Genomic DNA, 21,911 nt, shown 5'->3' with positions numbered 1-21,911 from the left:
GGCCGCCGCAGGCATCAGGGGCGCGGGGAACTGCGCGAACACCCCCACCGGCCCGCAGGTGGAAACGATGCCGCAGGCACACACAAGGGGCGCGGGGAACTGCGCGACCAGCCCCCACCGGCCCGCGATGAACAACGAAACCGCACGCACCCCGAAAGGGGCGCGGGGAACTGCGCACAAGGGCGTCACCGGCACGCCGGTGAAAAGGGGCGCGGGGAACTGCGCACCCCCGGCGTCACCGGCACGCCGGTGGCAAAAGGGGGCGCGGGGAACTGCGCGAAGGGGGTTACGCCGGGCCCGTCCGGCGTCCGAGCGCCTCGGCCCGTACACGCGCGCAGCTACGGCTGATCAGGCGCGACACGTGCATCTGCGAGATGCCGAGCCGGTCGGCTATCCGGCTCTGCGTCATGTCCTCGAAGTACCGCATGTACAGGATCGCCCGCTCCCGCTCGGGCAGATGCCGCAGCCCCTCCTTCGCGGACTCCCGGTCGACGACGACGTCGTACGACGTGTCGGTCTCGCCCAGCGTGTCCGCGAGGCTGTACCCGTCGTCGTCGGAGGAGACCTCGGCGTCGAGGGAGAGCGTGCTGAAGCTGTCCAGCGCCTCCAGCCCGGTGGCCACCTCTTCCTCGGTGAGGCCGGTGTGGGCGGCGATGGCGGCGACGGTCGGTTCGGGGGTGCCGGGGTGCTGGGTGAGGTCGCGGCGGGCGACGCGCACCTTGTTGCGCAGTTCCTGCACCCGGCGCGGCACGCGCAGTGCCCACATCCGGTCGCGGAAGTGCCGCTTGACCTCGCCGGTGATGGTGGGGACGGCGTAGCTCTCGAAGGCCCCGCGGGACGGGTCGTAGCGGTCCACCGCCTTGACCAGGCCGAGGGCGGCCACCTGGCGCAGGTCCTCGAGGGATTCGCCGCGGTCTCGGAAGCGGCCGGCGATGCGGTGGGCCATGGGCAGCCAGGCCGTGACGAGGGCGTCGCGCAGGGCGTCGCGTTCGGGTCCGGCGGGCAGTTCGGCCATGCGGGCGAACTGCGCGGCGGTGTCCGGGGCGTCGTCGTGCGGGCGCGGATGGCGGGCGGGGGCCGCGGGGCTGGTGGTGGTGTCGATGCTCATGCGGATCGCTCCTGGACAGGACTGTCGAGGGATGTCCGCGGGAGGGGCCCTTTCGGCCACGGCTCCCGCTCGGCGCGCCTCCGGTCCGAAGCACGAAAGTGCGTGTGCCCCTCGGCCTGTGCCGCAAACGCCGATCGGAACGCGGGAATCCTCCGGTTTCTCCCGGGGTGCCCCCGGGGGGTGTCAGCGGGTCGCGACGAGGGCGGTGATCCGCTTGCCGCCTCCGGGCAGGGGCACGATCCGTACGTCGGCTGAGAGGCGGCGGACGATGGACCAGCCCCGGCCGCCGATGCGGCGGCGCCCTTCGGCGTCGAAGCGGGGCATGGTGACGGGCAACCCGTCGTTGCGGTCGCTGACACTGATGCGGATGCCCGCGTCGTCGGCGACGACGGTGAAGCCGGTGACGCCCCCGCCGTGCAGGACGGCGTTGCTGGCCAGTTCGGAGGCGACGAGCAGGGCGTCGGCCAGGGCCGTCTCGTCGTAGTCCGTGCCTCGGTCGAGGCACCTGCGTGTCACGGCCCGCCGTACCGCTCGGCGGACGTCGGCGGGCTGCCACGGACCGTTCCCCGTCCTTGTGGGGGTGTCGGCCGGGCGTTCGGTCCCGTGCTTCGCGCGCACCTGTCGCTCCCTGAGTCGTCTCGGATGTCCGTCACGGGTTGCCCGGCCCCGCCGGCCGCCCCCTGTGGTACGGCATGTCCCACTGTGTCCGGCTGACCTCTGCGGCCGGGCGCAAACCTCGATCACGCGGTGCACCGGTCCTCGGCGCCCTCGCGGACTGTGCGTGCGTGCCGGGGAACGGAGTGAAACGGGTCACGTGACCCGCTTTCGATTTCGTCCCGCCACCCGAGATGGTTTATCGTTCATGCATACGTGGTGACGGGGTCGACCGGAACCGTCCTCCGTGACCACCGCCTACGGCCCTGGCTGGTTTCCCCCGTCCAGCCAGGGCTTTTTCATGCCCGCTGGAGGAACCCGCGGGAAAATCGCGCTCCGCCGAGGTGCCCGTACCGCGATCAGCGGCTGAAATGGGCATAGGGAAAGCACCGCATCCGCTCGCCCGGCGAGGAGCCCCGCGCCATGACCAAAGCGACGAAACTGCTCAACGCCCTGCCCCCGCCCCAGCGCGCCCGGCTGATGGAACTGGCGCAGGAGGTCTCCTTCCCGGAGGACGCCCGCATCTTCGAGCCGGGCGGCAGGGCCGACCGGTTCTGGGTGGTGCGCTCCGGTTCCGTCTCCCTGACCCAGCAGGTGACGTCCATCCAGCGGGTGACGGTCGCGACCCTCGGCGCGGGCGATCTGCTCGGCTGGTCGTGGCTCTTCCCGCCGTACGAGTGGGACTTCGGGGCGGAGGCCTTCAGCCCCGTACGGGCGTACGAGTTCGACGCCCAGCAGGTCCTCAGGCTGTGCGAGGAGGACCCCGCGCTGGGGCTCACCCTGATGCGGATCGTCGCCGAGATCCTCGCCTACCGGCTGGAGACGACCCGCAACAAGCTGATGGAGCAGTACTCGATACGCCGCTCCCACTGACCGCGCCGTCCGGCCGGGTGTCGCTCACACCCGGTAGCGGCGCAGTGCCGGCACGGCCGCCGCCAGGACCAGCATCACCGCGACGACGAGGAGACCGCCCCCGGCGACGGCGGCGCGCGGGCCGAAGGCCGCGCCGGCCGTGCCGTGCAGCACGTCCGCCAGCCGCGGACCGCCCGCGACGACAACGGTGAAGACGCCCTGCATCCGGCCGCGCATCTCGTCGGTCGCCGCGGAGAGCAGGATCGCCCCGCGGAACACCATCGAGACCATGTCGGCGACGCCCGCCGCGGCCAGGAACACCACCGCGAGCCACAGATCGCGGCTCAGCCCGAATCCGGTGACGGCGACGCCCCAGGCGACGACCGCGCCGATCACCATCAGGCCGTGCCGCCGCGCCCGGGAGAACGTGCCGGAGAACAGCCCGCCGAGCACGGCGCCGACGGGGATCGCCGCGAACAGCAGACCGAGGGCGAGACCCTCGCCCCAGGGGGCGTACGTCTCCGCGGCGAGCTGCGGGAAGAGGGCGCGGGGCATGCCGAGGACCATCGCGACGATGTCGGCGAGGAACGACAGCAGCAGCACCTTGTGGCCGGAGATGTAGCGGAAGCCCTCCGCGATCTGCCGCACCCCGGCGCGCCGCTTCACGGCGCCGGTCAGCGGCGGCAGCGCCGGCAGGCGCACGACGGCCCACACGGTGACGCACAGGGCGAGCGCGTCGATGAGGTACAGCTCCCCCAGTCCGATGACGGGTATGAGGGCGCCGGCCAGCAACGGCCCGACGACCAGGCCGGTCTGCATCACGGTCGAGCCGAGGGCGTTGGCCGCGGCCAGCTCCTCGGCGGGGACGAGGCGGGCGATGGAGGCGGTACGGGCGGGCGAGTTGAGGCCGAAGAAGGCCTGCTGGAGCGCGAGCAGCACGATCAGAACCGCCACCGACTCCAGTCCTGCGACCGCCTGGAGCCAGAACAGCAGGGAGGTGACGGCGATACCGGTGTTGGTGACCAGGAGCAGCTTGCGGCGGTCGACGGCGTCGGCGACGGCTCCGCCCCACAGGGCGAACACGACCATGGGGACGAGCCCGGCCAGGCCGGCGTAGCCGACCCAGGCGGAGGAGCCGGTGATGTCGTAGATCTGCTTGGGGACGGCGACGGCGGTGAGCTGGCTGCCCACGGCGGTGACGACGGTCGAGGCCCACAGGCGGCGGTAGGCGGGGCGGCGCAGCGGGCGGGTGTCCATCGCCCAGCGGCGCCAGCCCCTGCGCGGCGGGCCGTCCCCGGTGCCCGGGGCGGGCCGGCCGTACCGGGGTCCGTCGTCGGTGGTGGTGCTGTCGCTGCTGCGCTCGCCGGCGTCCACGGAGTTCCTGGTTGGTCGCTACATCTTTCGGTCGCCGAACAGTGTGACACGCTCTTCGGGGCGGCTCCGCGCCGACCCCGAAGGGGGGTTCGGCGGACCTCGGCCGGGTCAGGCGCCCGCGACCAGGTTCGCACCGAGGGTGATCATGGTCGCGGCGACGAGGCCGTCGAGGACCCGCCAGGCGGCGGGCCGGGCGAGGAACCGTCCGAGCAGCCGGGCGCCGAAGCCCAGGGCGGCGAACCAGCACAGGCTCGCCAGGGCCGCGCCGAGACCGAAGGTCCAGCGCAGCGGGCCGCGGTCGGCGGCGATGGAGCCGAGCAGGAACACGGTGTCCAGGTAGACATGCGGATTGAGCCAGGTCATGGCGAGGCAGGTCAGTACGGCCCGGCGGCGCGACCCGGCCGCCTCCCCGTCGGTGCGCAGCCCCTCCCCCGCCGGCGTGAGCACCCGGCGGGCGGCCAGCAGGCCGTAGCCGATCAGGAAGGCGCCGCCAGTCCAGCCGACGGCGGTCAGCAGCCCCGGCCAGGTCACCACCAGCGCCCCGACACCGCCGACGCCGAGGGCGATGAGCACGGCGTCCGACAGGGCGCAGATGCCGACGACGGCGAGGACCGCGTCCCGGCGGACGCCCTGACGCAGGACGAAGGCGTTCTGGGCGCCGATGGCGACGATGAGGGAGAGACCGGTGCCGAAACCGGCGGCAGCGGCGGCGAGGGAGCTGTACATGTCCTCGACGGTACGGAGGCGATCACCGCACGTACAGCTAAAGATTCTTACCTATCATTAGGCATCGTGAAGACGAGGACGTGGGCATGACGGGCGAGCTTCCCCTGGACCAGGTGCGCACCCTGCTGGCGGTGGTGGACGAGGGCACCTTCGACGCGGCCGCGGCGGCGCTGCACGTCACACCGTCCGCGGTGAGCCAGCGGGTGAAGGCGCTGGAGCAGCGCACCGGCCGGGTGCTGCTGCTGCGGACCAAGCCGGTGCAGCCGACGGAGTCGGGGCGGGTGCTGGTGCGGCTGGCCCGCCAGGTGGCCCGGCTGGAGCGGGACGCGCAGGCCGAGCTGGGCATGGGCGGGGCGGGCGCGTCGACGAGGGTGTCGGTCGCGGTCAACGCCGACTCGCTGGCGACCTGGTTCCTCGACGCTCTCACCCGGGTGCCGGCCGCGCTGCGGCTCTGCTTCGAGCTGCACCGTGAGGACGAGGCGCACACCGCGGCGCTGCTGCGCGAGGGCCGGGTGATGGCGGCGGTCACCTCGTCCGCGGAGCCCGTACCGGGCTGCTCCGTGCGGGTGCTGGGCCGGATGCGGTATCTGCCGGTGGCGGCACCCGGGTTCGCCGAGGAGCATGTGCGCGGCGGGCTGCGGGAGGCGCTGGCCGAGGCGCCGGTGGTGGTCTTCGACCGGGTCGACGACTTCCAGGACGGTTTCGTGCGCGACCTGTGGGACGGGCGGCGCGGGGCGAGCGAACGCCGCCACTGCATTCCCACCTCGGAGGGTTTCCTCGCGGCCGTGGCCGCCGGGCTCGGCTGGGGCATGGTGCCGGAGCAGCAGGCGGTGCCGCTGCTGCGCGCGGGCCGGCTGGTGGAGCTGGCGCCCGACCGGCCGGTGGACACGACCCTGCACTGGCAGCAGTGGAAGCTGGACTCCCCCGCGCTGGCGGCGGTGGCCGACACGGTCGCCGCCGCGGCGGCGGAGGCGCTGCGCCGCTGAGGGCCGGGACGCGGGAGGCATGTCCGGCCGGCTGTGGGCCGCGCGCCGGAGTGTCCGGAATTTTTCGTTTCGCACAACCATCGACAGGCGACCCGAAAGCGAGTTATTCATCCGGAAGGCCGCAATACGGCCATGGCGAGCACCGGACGCCGCCCTGTGGCGTCCGGTGCGGGACGTGGACGAGGGTGACGTCGATGGGCAACTGGCGAGAGCGTGCGGCGTGCCGTACGGAGGACCCCGACCTGTTCTTCCCGCTCGGCACGTCCGGTGCCTCCCTGGTCCAGGCGGAGCAGGCCAAGGCGGTGTGCCGGCGCTGCCCGGTGCGGGAGCCGTGCCTGCGTTTCGCCCTCGGCACCGGGCAGGCCCTCGGGATCTGGGGCGGCACCGACGAGGCGGAGCGCCGGACGCTCGCCAGGCACCGCGCCAACGCCCACCGCGGGCCCGGCTGAGCGCGGGGCCTGAGGGGTATCAGGGGCGGCACCGCCGGTCGGCCGTGGCGCCGCCCCTCGTGCCGTCACGCGGCGGGCGGCTTGCCCGGGGTGTGGAGCCAGGTGCGGAACAGTGTGCCGAGCTGTCGTCCGGAGATCCGCTCGGCGAGCCGCTCGAACTGCGCGGTGGTGCCGTGGCCGTGGCGGTGCGCGTCGGCCCAGGCGCGCAGGATGCGCAGGAAGGCGCGGTCGCCGACGGCCCGGCGCAGCTGGTGCAGGGTCATCGCGCCGCGCGCGTACACGGGCGTGCCGAAGATGTTCGCGCCGCTGCCCGGGTCCGCGGGCGGGAACTCCCACAGCTCGTCGTCGGCGGGCAGGGCGTACAGCTCGTCGAACGCGGCCTGGGCGCTGCGTCCGCCGTGCTGTTCGGCGTAGAGCCACTCGGCGTAGGTGGCGAAGCCCTCGTTGAGCCAGATGTCCTTCCAGGTGGTGAGGGAGACGGAGTCCCCGAACCACTGGTGGGCGCTCTCGTGGACGAGGGTGGCGAGGTCGGGCGCGGAGTCGTACACCGGCCGGGTCTGTGTCTCCAGGGCGTAGCCGACGTCCGGGGCGTGGTCGACGATCGAGCCGGCGGCGCGCCAGGGGTAGGGGCCGAAGAGGCGGCTCTCCCACTCCAGGACGGACGGCAGCTTGCCGAGCACGGGTGCGGCGGCGTTCGCCTCGCGCGGGTCGACGGCGTCGTAGACCTTGATGCCGGAGCGGGTGGTGTACTGCTTCACCTGGAAGGTGCCGATGGTGGCGGTGGCGAGGTAGGCGGCCATGGGCTCGCTCTGCCGCCAGCGGAAGGTGGTGCGGCCGTGGGCGGTGCGGCTGCCGAGGAGGACACCGTTGGCGACGGCGGTGCGGCCGGCCGGGACGGTCAGTGTGAAGTCGTACGACGCCTTGTCCAGGGGGTGGTTGTTGGCGGGGAACCAGGTCATGGCGCCCTGCGGTTCCCCGGCGACGAACGCGCCGTCGTCGGTGGGGATCCAGCCGTCGAGCGAGCCGTCGGGGTCGGTGACCGGCCGGGGTGTGCCGGAGTAGGTGACGGTCACCCGGAAGGTGTGGCCGCGGTGCAGGGTGCGGCGTGGGGTGACGACGAGTTCCTGGCCCTCGCGCCGGAAGCGGGCGGGGGTGCCGTCGACGGTGAGGCCGGTGACGTTCAGGCCGGAGAAGTCGAGGTCGAAGCGGCTGAGGGTCCGGGTGGCGCGGGCGGTGAGGACGGCCCGCCCGTCGAGGTGGCGGCTGCCGGGGTCGTAACGGAGCGTCAGGTCGTAGTGGTGGACGTGGTAGCCGCCGTTGCCGGCGAGGGGGAAGTAGGGGTCGCCCGCGCCCGCGGTGCCGACGGGGCCGGCCGCGGCGGGCGACGCGGCCGCGAGCAGCGCGGCGAGCGCGACGGGGACCGTGGCCGCGACGGCCGTACGGCTGAGGACGGTGGTGCGTCTGGCAGGGGGCTGCCCGGAGTGCGCCACGTGTGCTCCTTGGGGGGGTGGAGGGTGATCGACGGCCCTCACCCTAGGAGCCGTCCGCCGCGAAGTCCCCCTCGTTCAGGTCAAGTCGTGCGGCGTACCGCCGGTTCGGACCATAGGGTCGGTGGGGTCCGCCCGAAACCCGAAGGGGCCGTGTGATGAGCGTCCGTGTGCGTCGCGTGTACGAACCGCCCGAGCCGGACGACGGGCTGCGGGTCCTCGTCGACCGGCTGTGGCCGCGCGGGCTCGCCAAGGACGCGGCCCGTGTCGACGAGTGGCCGAAGGGTCTGACGCCGTCGACCGAGCTGCGCCGCTGGTATCACGCGGGCGAGGGCTCGTTCGAGGAGTTCCGCGAACGGTACGAGGCCGAGCTGGCGGGTGAGGAGGCGGCCGGGCTCCTGGAGGGGCTGCGCGGGTCGGCCCGAGCGGGGCAGGTGACGCTGCTGACGGCCTCGAAGGACCCGGAGCACAGCCATGCCGCCGTGCTGGCCGGCCTGCTCCGCGAGGAGAAGTAGGCGGCACCCGGCCGAGCCGCTGGGTGCCGTCCGGGGGGTCAGGCCGTCCGGGCCGCCGCCGCGCGCCCCGCCGCTCGGCCGGAGAAGAGGCAGCCGCCGAGGAAGGTGCCCTCCAGGGCGTTGTAGCCGTGCACCCCTCCGCCGCCGAAGCCGGCGACCTCGCCCGCCGCGTACAGCCCCTCGACCGGGGTGCCGTCGGTGCCGAGGGCGCGGGAGTCGAGGTCGGTCTGGATGCCGCCGAGGGTCTTGCGGGTGAGGATGTGCAGCTTGACGCCGATGAGGGGGCCGGCGGCCGGGTCGAGGAAGCGGTGCGGGGTCGCGACGCGGCCCAGGCGGTCGCCGATGTAGCGGCGGGCGTTGCGGATGCCCTGCACCTGGGCGTCCTTGCTGTACGGGTTGGTGATCTGCAGGTCGCGGGCCTCGATCTGACGGCGTATCGCGGCGGCGTCGAGGAGCGGTTTGTCGGTGAGGGCGTTCATCTTGTCGACGAGGCGTTCCAGGGTGTCGGCGACGACGAAGTCCGCGCCGTGCCGCAGGAAGTCGTTGACGGGGCCGGGCGCCCCCTTGCCGAGGAGGCGGTCGCGCAGCACGGCCCGCTTGTCCTTGGCGGTGATGTCGGGGTTCTGCTCGGAGCCGGAGAGCGCGAACTCCTTCTCGACGATCTTCCGGGTGAGGATGAACCAGGAGTGGTCGTGGCCGGCGATGTCCTCGGTGGTGCGCAGGTGCTTCAGGGTGCCGAGGGTGTCGTAGCCGGGCAGGCAGGGGTCGGGCAGGCGGCGGCCGAGCGCGTCGAACCAGAGGGAGGACGGGCCGGGCAGGACGCGGATGCCGTGGCCCGGCCAGACGGGGTTCCAGTTCCGCAGGCCTTCGGTGTAGTGCCACATGCGGTCGCGGTTGACGAGGCGTGCGCCGGCGGCTGCGCTGATGTCGAGCATGCGGCCGTCGACGTAGGCGGGGACGCCGGTGACCATCTCGGCGGGCGGGGTGCCGAGCCGTTCGGGCCAGTGGCGGCGTACCAGATCGTGGTCGGCGCCGATGCCGCCGCTGGTGACGATCACGGCCTGGGCGGTCAGTTCGAACTCGCCGACCGGCTCGCGGTTGGAGGCCGCGCCGCGCGGGGAGTCGTCCGGGGCGAGCAGCGTGCCGCGGACGCCGCGGACGGCGCCTCCGTCGACGAGAAGTTCGTCGACGCGGTGGCGGTGGCGGAACGTGAGCAGCCCGTCCGCGGCGGCCTTCTTCGCGTGGTCGGCGAACGGTCCGACGACGCCGGTGCCGGTGCCCCAGGCGATGTGGAAGCGGGGCACGGAGTTGCCGTGACCGTCGGCGCGCAGGTCGCCGCGTTCCGCCCAGCCGACCGTGGGCAGCAGTTCGATGCCGTGCCCCTTGAGCCAGGACCGTTTCTCGCCGGCCGCCCATTCGACGTAGGCGCGGGCCCAGCGCACCGCCCAGGAGTCCTCGTCGTCGACCCGGTCGAACTGCGCGCTGCCCTGCCAGTCGCTCCAGGCGAGGTCGAAGGAGTCCTTGATGCCGAGGCGGCGCTGCTCGGGCGAGTCGACGAGGAAGAGCCCGCCGAAGGACCAGTAGGCCTGTCCGCCGAGGTTGGCGGCGTTCTCCTGGTCGACGAGGGCGACCTTGCGGCCACGGCTGGTCAGCTCGTGCGCGGCGACCAGTCCGGCGAGGCCGGCTCCCACGACGATGACATCGGCGTCCGTACGACCCATGCGAGCGTTCCCCTTCACTGTTGCCGTGTGCCGCTGCCGTCGGTCAGCAGGGCGGTGAGCAGCTGCTTCAGCCACGAACGCGCGTGCTCGACGTCCTTGTCCAGCAGCAGTTGGACGGTGACCCCGTCGTAGGCGGCGACCACCGCGCGGGCGGCTCCGTCGGCGTCGCCGAGCACGGCGGGCAGGGCGGTGCCGCCGGCGGCGCGGGCGAGCCGGCCGGCGATGGTGTCCCGCAGGCGGTCGCGGTGTTCCAGCAGGGTCCGGGCGACCTCGGGGGCGCGGGCGGCGTGCACCAGGAAGTCGGTCTTGACCAGCAGCCAGTCCACGTCGAGGAGGAGCACCTCGGTGACCCGGTCGACGGAGGCGTGCACGTCGAGGTCGGGTCCGTCCTGGGCGAGCGCTCCGGCGACCTGCTCGGCGATCAGATCGGCGCGCTGCCGGTAGAGCGCGAAGAACAGCTCGTCGAGGCTGCCGAAGTTGGAGTAGAAGGCGCCGCGGCTGTAGCCGGCGGCGTCGCAGACCTCCTCGATGGAGACCCGTCCGAAGCCCTTGGCGGCGAACACTGCGAACGCGGCGTCGAGCAGCCTGGCCCGTGTCCGCACCCTCCGACGGGTGACGCGCGGGACCGTGGTTCCCTCCGCCGCCATGACTGGACCTCCGTTCGATACGTGAATGTATTCGATACATCGATGCATCGAAAGAGGTCTGCACTCCACAAGCCGACCGATGTGAACAGATTTTCGAATACGGGGTTAGGCTGGAGTCATGAGCACGCACCTCCAGGCCTCGCTGTTCGACCAGGCCGACCGGCTCGAGCTGGGCACGCTCGCCGCCGTCGAGCGGACCGAGCTGGGCTCCGGCGCCTGGATCGACGTCCTGACCGGCTGGCTGACCGGGGCCGACGCCCTGTTCGAGCACCTCGCGGCCGAGGTCCCCTGGCGGGCCGAGCGCCGCACGATGTACGACCAGGTCGTCGACGTCCCCCGCCTGCTGGCCTTCTACGGCGCCTTCGACCCGCTGCCCCACCCGGTGCTGGACGAGGCGCGCGACGCGCTGTCCGCGCACTACGCCGCCGAGCTGGGCGAGCCGTTCACCACGGCCGGGCTGTGCTACTACCGCGACGGCCGGGACAGCGTGGCCTGGCACGGCGACCGGATCGGGCGGGGCGCCCGCGAGGACACCATGGTCGCGATCCTCTCCGTCGGCACACCCCGCGACCTGCTGCTGCGCCCGGTCGGCGGCGGCAGCACCGTGCGCCGCCCGCTCGGGCACGGCGACCTGATCGTGATGGGCGGCTCCTGCCAGCGCACCTGGGAGCACTGCGTACCGAAGACCGCCCGCGCGACCGGGCCCCGCATCAGCGTGCAGTTCCGCCCGCACGGGGTGCGCTGACCACGCCGGAACGCTGTCGTCCGTACGCCCCCTCCCCCACACTGGGCCGCACAGGGGGGAGGCCGGATGCCGACGGAGCCCGCACGCCCCGCGCCCGCCGCCCGACGCGGGGAACTGGACCTGCTGCGCACGTTCGTCGTGCTGGGGCTGGTCTTCTTCCATGCCGCACTGGTCTTCTCCCCCGACGACGACTACTACGTCAAGAACCGGGACACCACCGACGCGGTGACCGTCCTCGCCGGCCTCGGCGTGGTGTGGGCGATGCCGATGCTGTTCCTCGTCGCGGGGATCGGCGCCCGGCACTCGCTGGCCCGCCGCGGGCCGGGCGGCTTCGCCCGGGAACGTCTGCTGCGGCTGGGCGTGCCGCTGGTGTTCGCCACGCTCGTGCTCAACCCGCTGCCGCAGTGGCTGCGGGAGCGTGCCGGCGGGCACCACGAGCCGTACGGCTCCTTCTGGCTGCGCTTCCTCAGCGTGCGGCCCGATCCCGCCGACTTCCCGTTCGTGCTGGACGGCCGCTTCTTCGAGACGGGCCATCTGTGGTTCGTGGTCCTGCTGCTGGCGTTCGGCCTGCTGCTCGCCCCGGCCGCGGACGTCCTCGCCCGGCACGGCGGACGCGCGGCGGAAGCGGTGGGGCGCCGGCCCGCGCTGCTGTGGCTGCCGGCCGTGCCGCTCGCCGCGATCGACGCGACCGGCACGGAGGAGGGCCTCGCGGGCTGGAACCGCTGGGCGTACCTGGTGTTCTTCCTGTACGGCCATGCCCTCGCCGGCGACGACCGGGTCCGCGCCGCCACACGCCGGCTGACGGTGCCGGCCGGGGTGCTGGGGCTCGCCCTGTTCGCCGCGACCGCGCCCGGGTTCATGTCCCTGGACGATCCGTTCACCGACGGCTCGCCCTTCGCGGCGGGCACACGGGCGCTGTTCGGCGCGGCGGGCTGGTGCTGGGTCCTGGCGATCCTCGGCGCGCTGGACCGGCGGCGGAGCGCGAGGCGCGCGGCCTCGCGGGAGCCCGGAACCGCACGCCGCGCCCGCGCCTACCTCGTCGTCGCCGCGCTCCCGCTGTACGTGCTGCACCAGCCGGTGCTGGTCGCCGTGGCGTACGGCGTCATCGGCTGGGACACGCCGGCGCCGGTCAAGTACGCGGTGATCGTGGCCGGCACGCTCGCGGTGATCCTGCTGCTGTACGAGTACGGGGTGCGCCGTACTGCTGCCGGCCGGGTGCTGTTCGGGATGCGGACTGCCGCTGCGCCCCGCTGATCTGCTTTGCTGTCCCCCGTCGGGCCGGAACACTCCACGCGCGGGGGGACGGACATGCGGGCAGAGGTACAGCAGGTCGCCGACGGCACCTATCTGGTGCACGGCAGCAACACCAACTGGGTCGTCCTCACCGACGGCGACACCGCCACCCTCGTGGACACCGGATACCCGGGAGACCGGCCGCTGCTGCTGGACTCCCTGGCGCAGCTGGGCAGTTCGCCCGAGGCCGTCGCCGCCGTCCTGATCACGCACGCCCACACCGACCACCTGGGCTCCGCCGAGTACCTGCGGGCCGAGCACGGCACACCGGTCCGGCTGCACGAGGCGGAAGTACCGCACGCGCGCCGGGAGTTCCTGCACCAGGTGTCCGTCGGCACGGTCCTCGCCAACGGCTGGCGGCCCGGCGTCCTGCCGTGGGCGCTGCACGCGATCCGCTCCGGCGGCACCGCGCACGTCCCGGTGACCGCGCCGGAGGCGTTCGAGGTGTCGCTGCCGCTGGACCTGCCCGGCCGCCCGGTGCCGGTGCACACCCCGGGCCACACCCTCGGCCACTGCGCCTTCCACCTGCCGGAGGCGGGCGTGCTGATCTCCGGCGACGCCCTGGTCAGCGGGCATCCCACATCCCGTGTGAAGGGACCGCAACTGCTGCCCGACATGTTCCACCACCAGTGGGAACGGACCGTCGCCTCCCTCGACGTCCTGGAGAAACTGGACGCCGACGTGATGCTCCCCGGCCACGGACCGCTGCGCCGGGGCCCGGTGCGGGAGGCGGCCCAGCGGGCGCGGGAACTCGCGGTGTGACACCGGTCCGAGCGCACGGCCGGGGCCCGGGGCGTCGGCGTACCCGCTGGTCAGGCTTAGGCTTCGGCCATGGCTTTGCAGATCAGCGCCACCAACCCGGAGCACCCCGCGCTCCTGCTCGAACTGCCGTGGCATCTGCCGCTGGAGGAGTGGCCAGAGGAGTACCTCGTGCCGCTGCCCCGCGGCATCTCCCGGCACGTCGTCCGCTACGCCCGGGCCGGCGCCGAGGTGATCGCCGTGAAGGAGCTGGCGGAGCGGCCGGCTCTGCGCGAGTACGAGCTGCTGCGCGATCTGGACCGGCTCGGCATCCCCGCCGTCGATCCGCTCGCCGTGGTCACCGGGCGTACCGACGACTCCGGGGCCCCGCTGGAGCCGGTGCTGGTCACCCGGCATCTGCGGGGCTCGCAGCCGTACCGCTCGATGTTCGAGACGACGATGCGGCCCGCGACCATGCACCGGCTGATGGACGCGCTCGCCGTGCTGCTGGTGCGGCTGCATCTGGCCGGGTTCGCGTGGGGTGACTGCTCGTTGTCGAACACGCTGTTCCGGCGGGACGCGGGCGCCTACGCCGCGTACCTCGTCGATGCCGAGACGGGCGACCTGCATCCACGGCTCAGCCGCGGCCAGCGGGACTACGATCTCGATCTGGCCCGGGTGAACATCAGCGGGGAGCTGCTGGACCTGGAGGCGTCCGGGGCGCTGCACCCGTCGGTGGACCCGGTCGAGTTCGGCGCGGAGATCTGCGCCCGCTACACCGCCCTGTGGGAGGAGCTGACCCGCACCTCGGTGTACCCGGCGGGCAAGTACCACTACATAGAGCGGCGTATCCGCCGGCTGAACGATCTCGGTTTCGACGTGGCGGAGATGCAGATCGAGCACTCCTCCAACGGCGACAGTGTGACGTTCGTGCCGAAGGTGGTGGACGCGGGGCACCATCAGCGGCAGCTGCTGCGGCTGACGGGCCTGGACGCCGAGGAGAACCAGGCGCGCAGGCTGCTGAACGACCTGGAGTCGTGGATGGCGACCCAGGACGACCACGCGCCCGGCGATCCCCTCGCCGCCCGCCCCGAGGTGCTGGCGCACCGCTGGGTGCGGGACGTGTTCCGGCCGACGGTGCGGGCCGTGCCGGTCGAGCTGCGCGGCACCATGGACCCGGCGGAGATCTACCACGAACTGCTGGAGCACCGCTGGTACCTGTCGGAGCGCGCGCAGCACGACATCGGGCTGGACACGGCGGTCGAGGACTACATCAGGAACATCCTGCCGAAGGCGCGGGAGACGCTGGAGCCGACGGTCCCGGAGTGACCGTCAGCTGTGCGGGACGACCGCGACGGGGCAGCCGGCGTGGTGGAGGACGCCGTGCGCGACGGAGCCGATGCGGGCGCCGACGGCCGTGCGGCGGGCGCGGCGGCCGACCACCATCAGCTGGGCGCGGCCGGCGACGGACAGCAGCACCTGTCCGGCGCTGCCGATCTCGACGTGCTCGACGACGGGCACGTCGGGGAAGCGGTCGCGCCAGGGCTGTACGGCGTCGGAGAGCGCCGTGCGCTCGTACGGCTCCAGGCCGCCCGCGTCGTCGAGCAGCTTCAGCGAGGCGGGGCTGTAGGCGAACACCGGCGGCAGTGTCCAGGCGCGCACCGCGCGGACGGTGGCGCCGCGGGCGGCGGCCGTCTCGAACGCGAAACGCAGGACGTCGGCGCTGTCCTCGGGGTCGCCGTGCTGGCCGACGACGATCTCCCGGCCGGCGGCCTCGCCGCTCGCCTCGTCACCGGCCCGGACCAGGACGACGGGCCGGGTGGTCTCGGCGATGACCTGCTGTCCGACGGATCCCAGCAGGAAGCCGACGAGGGGGCCGTGGCCGCGCGAGCCGAGTGCCAGCAGCTCGGCGTCGGCCGCCGCGCCGAGCAGGGTCTCCACGGCGGGTCCCTCGACGACGTCGGTGGTCACCTCGAGGCCCTGGTGGCGGTCGGCGACGCCGCGCACGGCCGCCTCGGCGGCGTCGCGCACCCACTGCTCCTGCGCCTCCCGGCCGGCCACATCGGGGGCGGCGTCCGGCTGGTACTGCCAGGCGTGCACCACCCGCAGGGGCCGTCCGCGCCGTACGGCCTCGCGGGCCGCCCAGTCCAGAGCGGCCAGGCTCTCCTCGGTCCCGTCCACCCCTGCCGTGATCGGCCCGGTCATATGGCCGCCTCCTCGCGTCGACATCCGGTTCTGGATCACCAGTGTCCCGTAATCCGCCGTTCATGACCTTGGGCCGGGAGTCCTTCGTGGGCACGGGGCGTAAACCCGGGCCCGATCCCCGGCCTGCCCGCCCCGCGTCGACGACCGCGCGGCGCGGGGCGAACGCACATACGATGGGCGTCGAGCCGGCCCGGCCGCGCGCCCGCGGCCGTGCCGCGACGCCGACCGCTCGGGGTGGGAGACGCATGGCACAGGCCGCCGACGTCAGCCGGACCGTCATCCTGACCGTGGACGACGACCCGGGGGTCTCCCGCGCCGTGGCCCGCGATCTGCGGCGCCGGTACGGCGAGTCGTACCGCATCGTGCGCGCCGAGTCCGGCGAGTCGGCGCTCCAGGCGCTGCGGGAGCTGAAACTGCGGGGCGATGTGGTGGCGGTGATCCTCGCCGACTACCGGATGCCGGAGATGAACGGCATCGAGTTCCTGGAACAGGCGATGGACGTGTATCCGGGGGCGCGGAGGGTGCTGCTGACCGCGTACGCGGACACCGGCGCGGCGATCGACGCGATCAACGTCGTCGACCTGGACCACTATCTGCTCAAGCCGTGGGACCCGCCCGAGGAGAAGCTGTACCCGGTGCTGGACGATCTGATCCAGGCGTGGCGGTGCAGCGACTTCCGCCCCGTGCCCAGCACGAAGGTGGTCGGGCACCGCTGGTCGGCGCGCTCCTCGGAGGTGCGGGAGTTCCTGGCCCGCAACCAGGTGCCGTACCGCTGGTACAGCGCCGAGGAGCCGGAGGGGCGGCGGCTGCTCGCGGCGGCCGGCGCGGACGAGCGGCGGCTGCCGCTGGTGGTGACCCCGGACGGCGGCACCCTGGTGGAGCCGGACGCGCCGGAGCTGGCGGCGCGGGTCGGTCTGGCGACGACGCCGACGGCGGACTTCTACGACCTGGTGGTCATCGGCGGCGGTCCCGCAGGGCTGGGCGCGGCGGTGTACGGCGCGTCGGAGGGGCTGCGCACGGTGCTGGTGGAGCGGTCGGCGACGGGCGGGCAGGCGGGGCAGAGTTCCCGTATCGAGAACTACCTGGGTTTCCCCGACGGGGTGTCCGGCGCGCAGTTGACGGACCGGGCGCGGCGGCAGGCGGCGAGGTTCGGCGCGGAGATCCTCACCGCACGTGAGGTGACCGCGCTGGAGGTCAACGGCGCGGCGCGCACGGTGCGTTTCTCGGACGGTTCGGCCGTCTCCGCGCACAGTGTGATCCTGGCGACGGGGGTGCAGTACCGGCGGCTGGACGCGGCGGGCTGCGACGATCTGACGGGCTGTGGGGTGTTCTACGGCTCGGCGCTGACGGAGGCGTCGTCCTGCCGGGGGCAGGACGTGTACATCGTCGGCGGCGCCAACTCGGCGGGCCAGGCCGCGATGTATCTGGCGCGGGGCGCCAAGTCGGTGACGCTGCTGGTGCGCGGCGCGTCGCTGTCGTCGACGATGTCGCACTATCTCGTGCAGCAGATCGAGGAGGCGCCGAACATCTTCGTCCGCCCCCGCACGGAGGTGGCCGAGGCGCACGGCACCGGCCACCTGGAGCGGCTCACCCTGCGGGACGTGGACATGGGCCGTATCGAACAGGTCGAGGCGGGCTGGTTGTTCGTGTTCATCGGGGCGGCGCCGCTGACCGACTGGCTGGACGGGACGGTGCTGCGCGACGAGCGGGGCTTCATCCTGGCCGGCCCGGACCTGACGGCCGACGGGCGCCCGCCGGCCGACTGGCAGCTGGACCGGCCGCCGTACCACCTGGAGACGAATGTGCCCGGGGTGTTCGTCGCGGGCGACGCGCGGGCCGAGTCGGCGAAGCGGGTCGCGTCCGCCGTGGGAGAGGGAGCGATGGCCGTGATGCTCGTCCACCGTTATCTGGAGCAGTCATGAGCGGCCGTACGATGCCGTGCAGTCCCGCCGAGATCGGCTCCCTGTTCCTGTTCGAGAAGCTCACGCCGGAGCAGTTGGGCCGGTTGTGCGGTGAGGGCCGCGTCGAGCTGTTCGAGCCGGGCCCGGTGTACACGGAGGGGACACCCGCCACCTGCTTCTACGTGATGATCGAGGGCACGGTGGTGCTGTACCGGCGGGTCGGTGACGAGGACGTGGAGGTCAACCGCACCTCGCAGCGCGGGGTGTACGCGGGGGCGATGCAGGCCTACCTCGGTGACCGGGTGCCGCAGGTCTACAACAACTCGATGCGGGTGACGGAGCCGACGCGGTTCTTCGTCCTGCCCGCGGACACTTTCGCGTCGATCATGCGGGAGTGGTTCCCGATGGCGGTGCATCTGCTGGAGGGCCTGTTCTTCGGAGCGAAGAACAGCCAGCGCACCATCGGCCAGCGGGAGCGCCTGCTGGCGTTGGGCACGCTGTCGGCGGGGCTGACGCACGAACTGAACAACCCCGCGGCGGCGGCCGTGCGGGCCACGGCCACGCTGCGGGAGCGGGTGGCGAAGATGCGGCACAAGCTGTCCGTGATCTCCTCGGGCCCGTACGACCGTGAGCGGCTCGCCGGTCTCATCGAGATCCAGGAGCGGACCGCCGAACGCGTCGGGAAGGCTCCCGCCCTGAGCCCTCTGGAGGCCTCGGACCGGGAGGACGTCCTCACCGACTGGCTGGACGACCACGGCATCCCCGAGGGCTGGCGGATCGCGCCCGCCTTCGTGCAGGCGGGGCTGGACGTGGACTGGCTGGAGCAGGTGGCCGCGGCGGTGGACGAGGACATGCTGCCGGGGGCGGTCGGCTGGCTGAACTACACGGTGGAGACCGAACTCCTCATGGACGAGATCGAGGACTCCACGGCCCGGGTCTCCCGTCTCGTCGACGCGGCCAAGCAGTACTCGCAGCTCGACCGTGCCCCCTACCAGATCGCCGATGTCCACGATCTGCTGGACTCCACGCTGCTGATGCTCTCCGGGAAGACGGGCCGGCGCATCGAGGTCGTCAAGGACTACGACCGCACGTTGCCGAGGATCCCCGCGTACCCGGCGGAGCTGAACCAGGTGTGGACGAACATCGTCGACAACGCGGTGGCCGCGATCAACGACTCGGGCGGCGACGGCACCCTGACCGTGCGGACCGGCCGCCGCGGCGACCGGCTGACGGTGGAGTTCCGCGACACCGGGCCGGGCGTTCCGCCGGAGATCCGCGACCGCATCTTCGACCCGTTCTTCACCACCAAGCCCGTCGGGCAGGGCACCGGCCTGGGCCTGGACATCTCGTGGCGGATCGTGGTGAACAAGCACCGCGGGAGCATCGAGGTCGACTCCGAACCCGGCGACACCCGCTTCCGGGTGCTGCTCCCGCTCACCGCCGACGATCCCGGCACCGCACCCGACGAGGAGACGGCATGAAGGAACCGGACGCAGGAGGCGGCACGACCGGACCGGGCGGAGGGGGCGGCGTGACCGGACCCGGCGCAGGGGACGGCACGACCGGACCCGGCGGAGGCGAGGGTGCGGCCGTTCCGGACGGCGTCGACCCCACCGCCGTGCCGAGCGGCACCGGCTGCCTGGAGTGCGAGCAGGCCGGCGGCTGGTGGTTCCATCTGCGGCGGTGCGCCCGGTGCGGGCACGTCGGCTGCTGCGACTCCTCGCCCGCCCGGCATGCCACGGCCCATTTCCGCACCACCGGCCACCCTCTCGTGCAGAGTTTCGAACCCGGGGAGGACTGGTTCTGGGACTACTCCACCGGCGAGCTGTACGCGGACGGCCCGGCGCTGGCTCCCCCGGCAAGCCGCCCCGCCGACCAGCCCGCCCCGGGCCCGGCCGGCCGGGTGCCCGCGGACTGGGCGAGAACCCTGCGCTGACCGGGCCGGCGCCGACGCGGCAGGATGGTGACCGTGCAGCACATCCCGTTCACCGCGCCGCTCGTCGGCCGCACCGAGGAACTCGCCCGTCTCACCGCCGTGCTCGACAGGGCCCGCTCGGGCGAGCCGCGCGCCGTGCTCGTGTCGGGTGACGCGGGCGTCGGGAAGACCCGGCTGCTGGACGAGGCGGCGGTGCGGGCGGCCGGGGCGGGGACGACCGTGCTGACCGGTCACTGTGTGGATCTGGGCGATGTGGGGCTGCCGTATCTGCCGTTCACGGAGATCCTCGGCCGGATCGCGGCCGACGAGCGCTTCGCCGCGGTCCGGGCCGCCCACCCGGTGGTGGAGCGGCTGCTGGGCGGCGCGCCGGAGGAGGTGCGGGACTCCGGCGGGCGGCTGCGTCTGTTCGAGGGGGTGGCGGGGCTGCTGGCCGCGGTCGCGGACGTGGCGCCGCTGCTGCTGATCGTGGAGGACCTGCACTGGGCGGACCAGTCCTCGCGTGATCTGCTGCGGTTCCTGCTGAGCCGGGGAGTGCTCCAGGGGACGGGGGCGCCGCGGCTCGCGGTGCTGGCGTCGTACCGTTCGGACGATCTGCACCGCCGGCATCCGCTGCGTCCGGTGCTGGCGGAGCTGGTCCGGCTGCCCGTGGTGGAGCGGCTGGAGCTGCGCCCGCTGCCGGAGGCGGAGGTGTCGCGGCTGGTGCGGGCGCTGGAGGAGACTCCGCTGCCGGAGGAGACGGTACGCGGGATCGTGGCGCGGGCGGAGGGCAACGCCTTCTACGCGCAGGAGCTGCTCGCGGCGGCCGGCTCGGGGGCGGGCGGGCTGCCGAGCGGGCTGGCGGACGTGCTGCTGATCCGGGTGGAGCAGCTGTCGGAGACCGCTCAGCGTGTGGTGCGTACGGCGGCCGTGGCGGGCCGGCGGGTGGAGCACGACCTGCTGCGGGCGGCGCTGGGGCTGCCGGAGGAGGAGCTGGAGTCGGCGCTGCGGGAGGCCGTGGGGCGGCAGGTGCTGGTGGCGGGCGACGGCGACACGTACACGTTCCGGCACGCGCTGGCGCGGGAGGCGGTGTACGGGGATCTGCTGCCGGGTGAGCGGGCGCGGCTGCACGGCACGTTCGCGCGGCTGCTGGGCGAGCGGGGGCGCGGCGCGGAGAACGCGGCGGAGCGGGCACACCACTACCGGGAGAGCCATGATCTGCCGGAGGCGCTGGCGGCGTCGCTGGAGGCGGCGGGGCACGCGCGGCGGGTGGGCGCGCCGGCGGAGGAGCTGCGGCAACTGGAGACGGCCCTGGACCTGTGGTCGGCGGTGGACGCGGAGCGGCGGCCGGCGGGCGAGGGCCGGGTCGCGTTGATGCTGCGGGCGTCGGCGGCAGCCGCGCACGCCGGGGACGGGCATCGGGCGGTGGCGCTGACGCGGGCGGCGCTGGCCGGGATCGGCGGGGACACGGACTCGGAGCTCGCGGCGCGGGTGCGGTACACGCTGGCCGGGAACCTGCTGGGGGTGGACGCGCTGGAGTCGGCGTTCCGGCACAGCAGCGAGGCGCTGGAGCTGATCTGCGCGGACCCGCCGAGCCGTACGTGGGTGTGGGCGGCGGCGACGCACGTGCTGGCGGCGCGTCAGCTGGGCGACACGGACACGGCGCTGACGGTGGGCAGGAGGGCGCTGGACGCGGCGCGTGAGCTGGGGATGCGGGACGCGCAGGCGGATCTGCTGATCTCCCTCACGGGTCTGGAGGGCGGCTCGCGGCGCTCCCCGGAGGGCCGGGAGCGGCTGGCGCGGGCGCGGGAGCTGGCCAGGGAGGCGGGGAGCGCGCCGGTGGAGATGCGGGCGCTGTTCCAGATCGCGGTGGGCTGTTTCGAGGCCGGTGAGCCGCAGGAGTGCCTGCCGTGGGTGGCGGAGGGTCTGGACCGGGCGCGCCGGGCGGGCCTGCTGTCGTCGCCGTATCCGATGGAGATGCGGTATCTGCAGCTGCTGGCGCTGTACACGCTGGGCCACTGGGACGCGTGTGCGCGGGCCTCGGCGGCGGACACGACGGTGCTGCCGGCGTCGGGCGGCTACACGGTGGGCCCGGCACTGTACGTGGCGCTGGCGCGGGGTGACGCGTCGGCCGAGGAGCGGGCGCGGGCGTTGCTGGACGGGCCGTTCGACTGGCTGGGCACGCTGGTGGCGGGCGTGGTGCTGACGGACGCGGCGGCGCTGCGCGGTGACGCGGACGGCGCGGTGCAGCGGGCGCGGGCGACGGTGGCGGCGCTGTCGGACGGCATTGCCGGGCCTGCCGACGCGTCGGTACGGCTGGCGGCTCTGGCGCTGGCCGCGGTCGCGGACCGGGCGCAGGAGCTGCGGCGGGGCGGCGACGGGGCGGGGGTCGCGCGATGGGCGGAGACGGCGGCCGAGCTGGTGGGGCTGGCGCGGGAGGCGGCCGGTCACGGTGCCGAGGGGCCGCGCAGGGGCCGGAGGGATGCTCTTATGGATGTCAAGCAGCGGTTGTGAGGTGATTCGGGGCCGCTGCGGTGGCGTTGGTGATGGTCAGGACGTGGTAGATCTCGCGGGCGACGAACCGCTTGAGGCAGCGGA

19 protein-coding genes and 1 pseudogene are annotated in these 21,911 nt (G+C 73.6%); 12 read left to right on the top strand and 8 right to left on the bottom strand.

What is annotated here, in order from left to right:
* Positions 1-286 precede the first annotated feature (286 nt).
* Together MTQ10_RS11435 and MTQ10_RS11430 are read right to left on the bottom strand one after the other, a co-directional pair.
* On the bottom strand, positions 287-1,108 hold the full coding sequence (locus MTQ10_RS11435) for a SigB/SigF/SigG family RNA polymerase sigma factor (RefSeq protein WP_247465586.1): 822 nt from the start codon (positions 1,106-1,108) through the stop codon (positions 287-289).
* Positions 1,109-1,291: 183 nt separating this feature from the next.
* Positions 1,292-1,726, bottom strand: a complete 435-nt coding sequence (locus tag MTQ10_RS11430; RefSeq protein WP_247465583.1) for an ATP-binding protein — start codon at positions 1,724-1,726, stop codon at positions 1,292-1,294.
* A gap of 459 nt (positions 1,727-2,185) precedes the next feature.
* Between MTQ10_RS11430 and MTQ10_RS11425 the strand changes: the two genes are divergently transcribed.
* Entirely contained in the window at positions 2,186-2,635 is a 450-nt protein-coding gene (locus tag MTQ10_RS11425) for a cyclic nucleotide-binding domain-containing protein (protein ID WP_247465581.1), read from the top strand.
* Positions 2,636-2,659: 24 nt separating this feature from the next.
* On the opposite strand, the gene MTQ10_RS11420 is transcribed toward MTQ10_RS11425, so the two are convergent.
* Both MTQ10_RS11420 and MTQ10_RS11415 read right to left on the bottom strand, forming a co-directional pair.
* Positions 2,660-3,988 (bottom strand): MFS transporter, encoded by a 1,329-nt coding sequence (locus tag MTQ10_RS11420; RefSeq protein WP_247465578.1) that lies wholly within the window; start codon positions 3,986-3,988, stop codon positions 2,660-2,662.
* 108 nt (positions 3,989-4,096) lie between these two features.
* Positions 4,097-4,714 carry a LysE/ArgO family amino acid transporter gene (locus MTQ10_RS11415; protein WP_247465575.1) on the bottom strand — a complete coding sequence of 206 codons (618 nt, stop codon included), beginning with the start codon at positions 4,712-4,714 and terminating at the stop codon, positions 4,097-4,099.
* Between the two features lie 86 nt (positions 4,715-4,800).
* On the opposite strand from MTQ10_RS11415, the gene MTQ10_RS11410 reads away from it, so the two are divergent.
* Both MTQ10_RS11410 and MTQ10_RS11405 read left to right on the top strand, forming a co-directional pair.
* Entirely contained in the window at positions 4,801-5,700 is a 900-nt protein-coding gene (locus MTQ10_RS11410; protein WP_247465573.1) for a LysR family transcriptional regulator ArgP, read from the top strand.
* A gap of 194 nt (positions 5,701-5,894) precedes the next feature.
* The gene (locus tag MTQ10_RS11405; RefSeq protein ID WP_247465571.1) at positions 5,895-6,149 is read left to right on the top strand and encodes a WhiB family transcriptional regulator; all 255 of its coding nucleotides are present in this window, start codon (positions 5,895-5,897) and stop codon (positions 6,147-6,149) included.
* Positions 6,150-6,214: 65 nt separating this feature from the next.
* Here MTQ10_RS11405 and MTQ10_RS11400 read toward each other — a convergent pair whose 3' ends face one another.
* Positions 6,215-7,639 carry a M1 family metallopeptidase gene (locus MTQ10_RS11400; protein WP_247465569.1) on the bottom strand — a complete coding sequence of 475 codons (1,425 nt, stop codon included), beginning with the start codon at positions 7,637-7,639 and terminating at the stop codon, positions 6,215-6,217.
* A gap of 155 nt (positions 7,640-7,794) precedes the next feature.
* On the opposite strand from MTQ10_RS11400, the gene MTQ10_RS11395 reads away from it, so the two are divergent.
* Positions 7,795-8,151 (top strand): DUF488 domain-containing protein, encoded by a 357-nt coding sequence (locus MTQ10_RS11395; protein WP_247465567.1) that lies wholly within the window; start codon positions 7,795-7,797, stop codon positions 8,149-8,151.
* A 38-nt stretch (positions 8,152-8,189) separates the two neighbouring features.
* Here MTQ10_RS11395 and MTQ10_RS11390 read toward each other — a convergent pair whose 3' ends face one another.
* Positions 8,190-9,872: an FAD-binding dehydrogenase gene (locus MTQ10_RS11390; RefSeq protein WP_247465565.1), complete on the bottom strand. Its 1,683-nt coding sequence runs from the start codon at positions 9,870-9,872 to the stop codon at positions 8,190-8,192.
* 14 nt (positions 9,873-9,886) lie between these two features.
* Positions 9,887-10,519 carry a TetR/AcrR family transcriptional regulator gene (locus MTQ10_RS11385; RefSeq protein ID WP_247465563.1) on the bottom strand — a complete coding sequence of 211 codons (633 nt, stop codon included), beginning with the start codon at positions 10,517-10,519 and terminating at the stop codon, positions 9,887-9,889.
* A 118-nt stretch (positions 10,520-10,637) separates the two neighbouring features.
* Here MTQ10_RS11385 and MTQ10_RS11380 point away from each other — a divergent pair, with 118 nt between their 5' ends.
* The 4 genes from MTQ10_RS11380 to MTQ10_RS11365 all read left to right on the top strand — a co-directional run bounded on the left by MTQ10_RS11380 (position 10,638) and on the right by MTQ10_RS11365 (position 14,624).
* Positions 10,638-11,264 carry an alpha-ketoglutarate-dependent dioxygenase AlkB gene (locus MTQ10_RS11380; protein WP_247465561.1) on the top strand — a complete coding sequence of 209 codons (627 nt, stop codon included), beginning with the start codon at positions 10,638-10,640 and terminating at the stop codon, positions 11,262-11,264.
* A gap of 66 nt (positions 11,265-11,330) precedes the next feature.
* Complete coding sequence (locus tag MTQ10_RS11375) at positions 11,331-12,518, top strand: acyltransferase family protein (protein ID WP_247465558.1); 1,188 nt, start codon at positions 11,331-11,333, stop codon at positions 12,516-12,518.
* 54 nt (positions 12,519-12,572) lie between these two features.
* The gene (locus tag MTQ10_RS11370; protein ID WP_247465555.1) at positions 12,573-13,319 is read left to right on the top strand and encodes an MBL fold metallo-hydrolase; all 747 of its coding nucleotides are present in this window, start codon (positions 12,573-12,575) and stop codon (positions 13,317-13,319) included.
* A gap of 69 nt (positions 13,320-13,388) precedes the next feature.
* The gene (locus MTQ10_RS11365) at positions 13,389-14,624 is read left to right on the top strand and encodes a DUF4032 domain-containing protein (protein WP_247465552.1); all 1,236 of its coding nucleotides are present in this window, start codon (positions 13,389-13,391) and stop codon (positions 14,622-14,624) included.
* Between the two features lie 3 nt (positions 14,625-14,627).
* Here MTQ10_RS11365 and MTQ10_RS11360 read toward each other — a convergent pair whose 3' ends face one another.
* Positions 14,628-15,500: a universal stress protein gene (locus MTQ10_RS11360; RefSeq protein ID WP_247465547.1), complete on the bottom strand. Its 873-nt coding sequence runs from the start codon at positions 15,498-15,500 to the stop codon at positions 14,628-14,630.
* A gap of 245 nt (positions 15,501-15,745) precedes the next feature.
* Between MTQ10_RS11360 and MTQ10_RS11355 the strand changes: the two genes are divergently transcribed.
* The 4 genes and pseudogenes from MTQ10_RS11355 to MTQ10_RS11340 form a co-directional block, all read left to right on the top strand.
* Positions 15,746-17,422 (top strand): FAD-dependent oxidoreductase, encoded by a 1,677-nt coding sequence (locus MTQ10_RS11355; protein WP_247465543.1) that lies wholly within the window; start codon positions 15,746-15,748, stop codon positions 17,420-17,422.
* The gene (locus MTQ10_RS11350) at positions 17,419-18,882 is read left to right on the top strand and encodes an ATP-binding protein (RefSeq protein ID WP_247465540.1); all 1,464 of its coding nucleotides are present in this window, start codon (positions 17,419-17,421) and stop codon (positions 18,880-18,882) included. The genes MTQ10_RS11355 and MTQ10_RS11350 overlap by 4 nt, the downstream gene beginning before the upstream one ends.
* A gap of 137 nt (positions 18,883-19,019) precedes the next feature.
* On the top strand, positions 19,020-19,337 hold the full coding sequence (locus MTQ10_RS11345) for a UBP-type zinc finger domain-containing protein (protein ID WP_247465589.1): 318 nt from the start codon (positions 19,020-19,022) through the stop codon (positions 19,335-19,337).
* 24 nt (positions 19,338-19,361) lie between these two features.
* Positions 19,362-21,817: pseudogene (locus tag MTQ10_RS11340) on the top strand (ATP-binding protein); the annotation flags it as partial.
* Positions 21,818-21,911 lie beyond the last annotated feature (94 nt).

Origin of the sequence: Streptomyces sp. XM83C, from assembly GCF_023072675.1 — a bacterium.
Taxonomy (GTDB): Bacteria; Actinomycetota; Actinomycetes; order Streptomycetales; family Streptomycetaceae; genus Streptomyces; species Streptomyces thermocoprophilus.
The sequence above is the reverse complement of the archived record's forward strand: the minus strand, read 5'-3'. Positions and strand labels throughout refer to the sequence as shown.

What these genes read in the sequence shown, in the direction of transcription:
- MTQ10_RS11380 (WP_247465561.1), top strand. Translation starts at nt 10,638, where the DNA reads ATGAGCACGCACCTCCAGGCCTCGCTGTTCGACCAGGCCGACCGGCTC.
- MTQ10_RS11405 (WP_247465571.1), top strand. Translation starts at nt 5,895, where the DNA reads ATGGGCAACTGGCGAGAGCGTGCGGCGTGCCGTACGGAGGACCCCGAC.
- MTQ10_RS11365 (WP_247465552.1), top strand. Translation starts at nt 13,389, where the DNA reads ATGGCTTTGCAGATCAGCGCCACCAACCCGGAGCACCCCGCGCTCCTG.
- MTQ10_RS11360 (WP_247465547.1), bottom strand. Translation starts at nt 15,500, where the DNA reads ATGACCGGGCCGATCACGGCAGGGGTGGACGGGACCGAGGAGAGCCTG.
- MTQ10_RS11355 (WP_247465543.1), top strand. Translation starts at nt 15,746, where the DNA reads ATGGCACAGGCCGCCGACGTCAGCCGGACCGTCATCCTGACCGTGGAC.
- MTQ10_RS11350 (WP_247465540.1), top strand. Translation starts at nt 17,419, where the DNA reads ATGAGCGGCCGTACGATGCCGTGCAGTCCCGCCGAGATCGGCTCCCTG.
- MTQ10_RS11415 (WP_247465575.1), bottom strand. Translation starts at nt 4,714, where the DNA reads ATGTACAGCTCCCTCGCCGCCGCTGCCGCCGGTTTCGGCACCGGTCTC.
- MTQ10_RS11370 (WP_247465555.1), top strand. Translation starts at nt 12,573, where the DNA reads ATGCGGGCAGAGGTACAGCAGGTCGCCGACGGCACCTATCTGGTGCAC.
- MTQ10_RS11390 (WP_247465565.1), bottom strand. Translation starts at nt 9,872, where the DNA reads ATGGGTCGTACGGACGCCGATGTCATCGTCGTGGGAGCCGGCCTCGCC.
- MTQ10_RS11425 (WP_247465581.1), top strand. Translation starts at nt 2,186, where the DNA reads ATGACCAAAGCGACGAAACTGCTCAACGCCCTGCCCCCGCCCCAGCGC.
- MTQ10_RS11435 (WP_247465586.1), bottom strand. Translation starts at nt 1,108, where the DNA reads ATGAGCATCGACACCACCACCAGCCCCGCGGCCCCCGCCCGCCATCCG.
- MTQ10_RS11410 (WP_247465573.1), top strand. Translation starts at nt 4,801, where the DNA reads ATGACGGGCGAGCTTCCCCTGGACCAGGTGCGCACCCTGCTGGCGGTG.
- MTQ10_RS11375 (WP_247465558.1), top strand. Translation starts at nt 11,331, where the DNA reads ATGCCGACGGAGCCCGCACGCCCCGCGCCCGCCGCCCGACGCGGGGAA.
- MTQ10_RS11385 (WP_247465563.1), bottom strand. Translation starts at nt 10,519, where the DNA reads ATGGCGGCGGAGGGAACCACGGTCCCGCGCGTCACCCGTCGGAGGGTG.
- MTQ10_RS11395 (WP_247465567.1), top strand. Translation starts at nt 7,795, where the DNA reads ATGAGCGTCCGTGTGCGTCGCGTGTACGAACCGCCCGAGCCGGACGAC.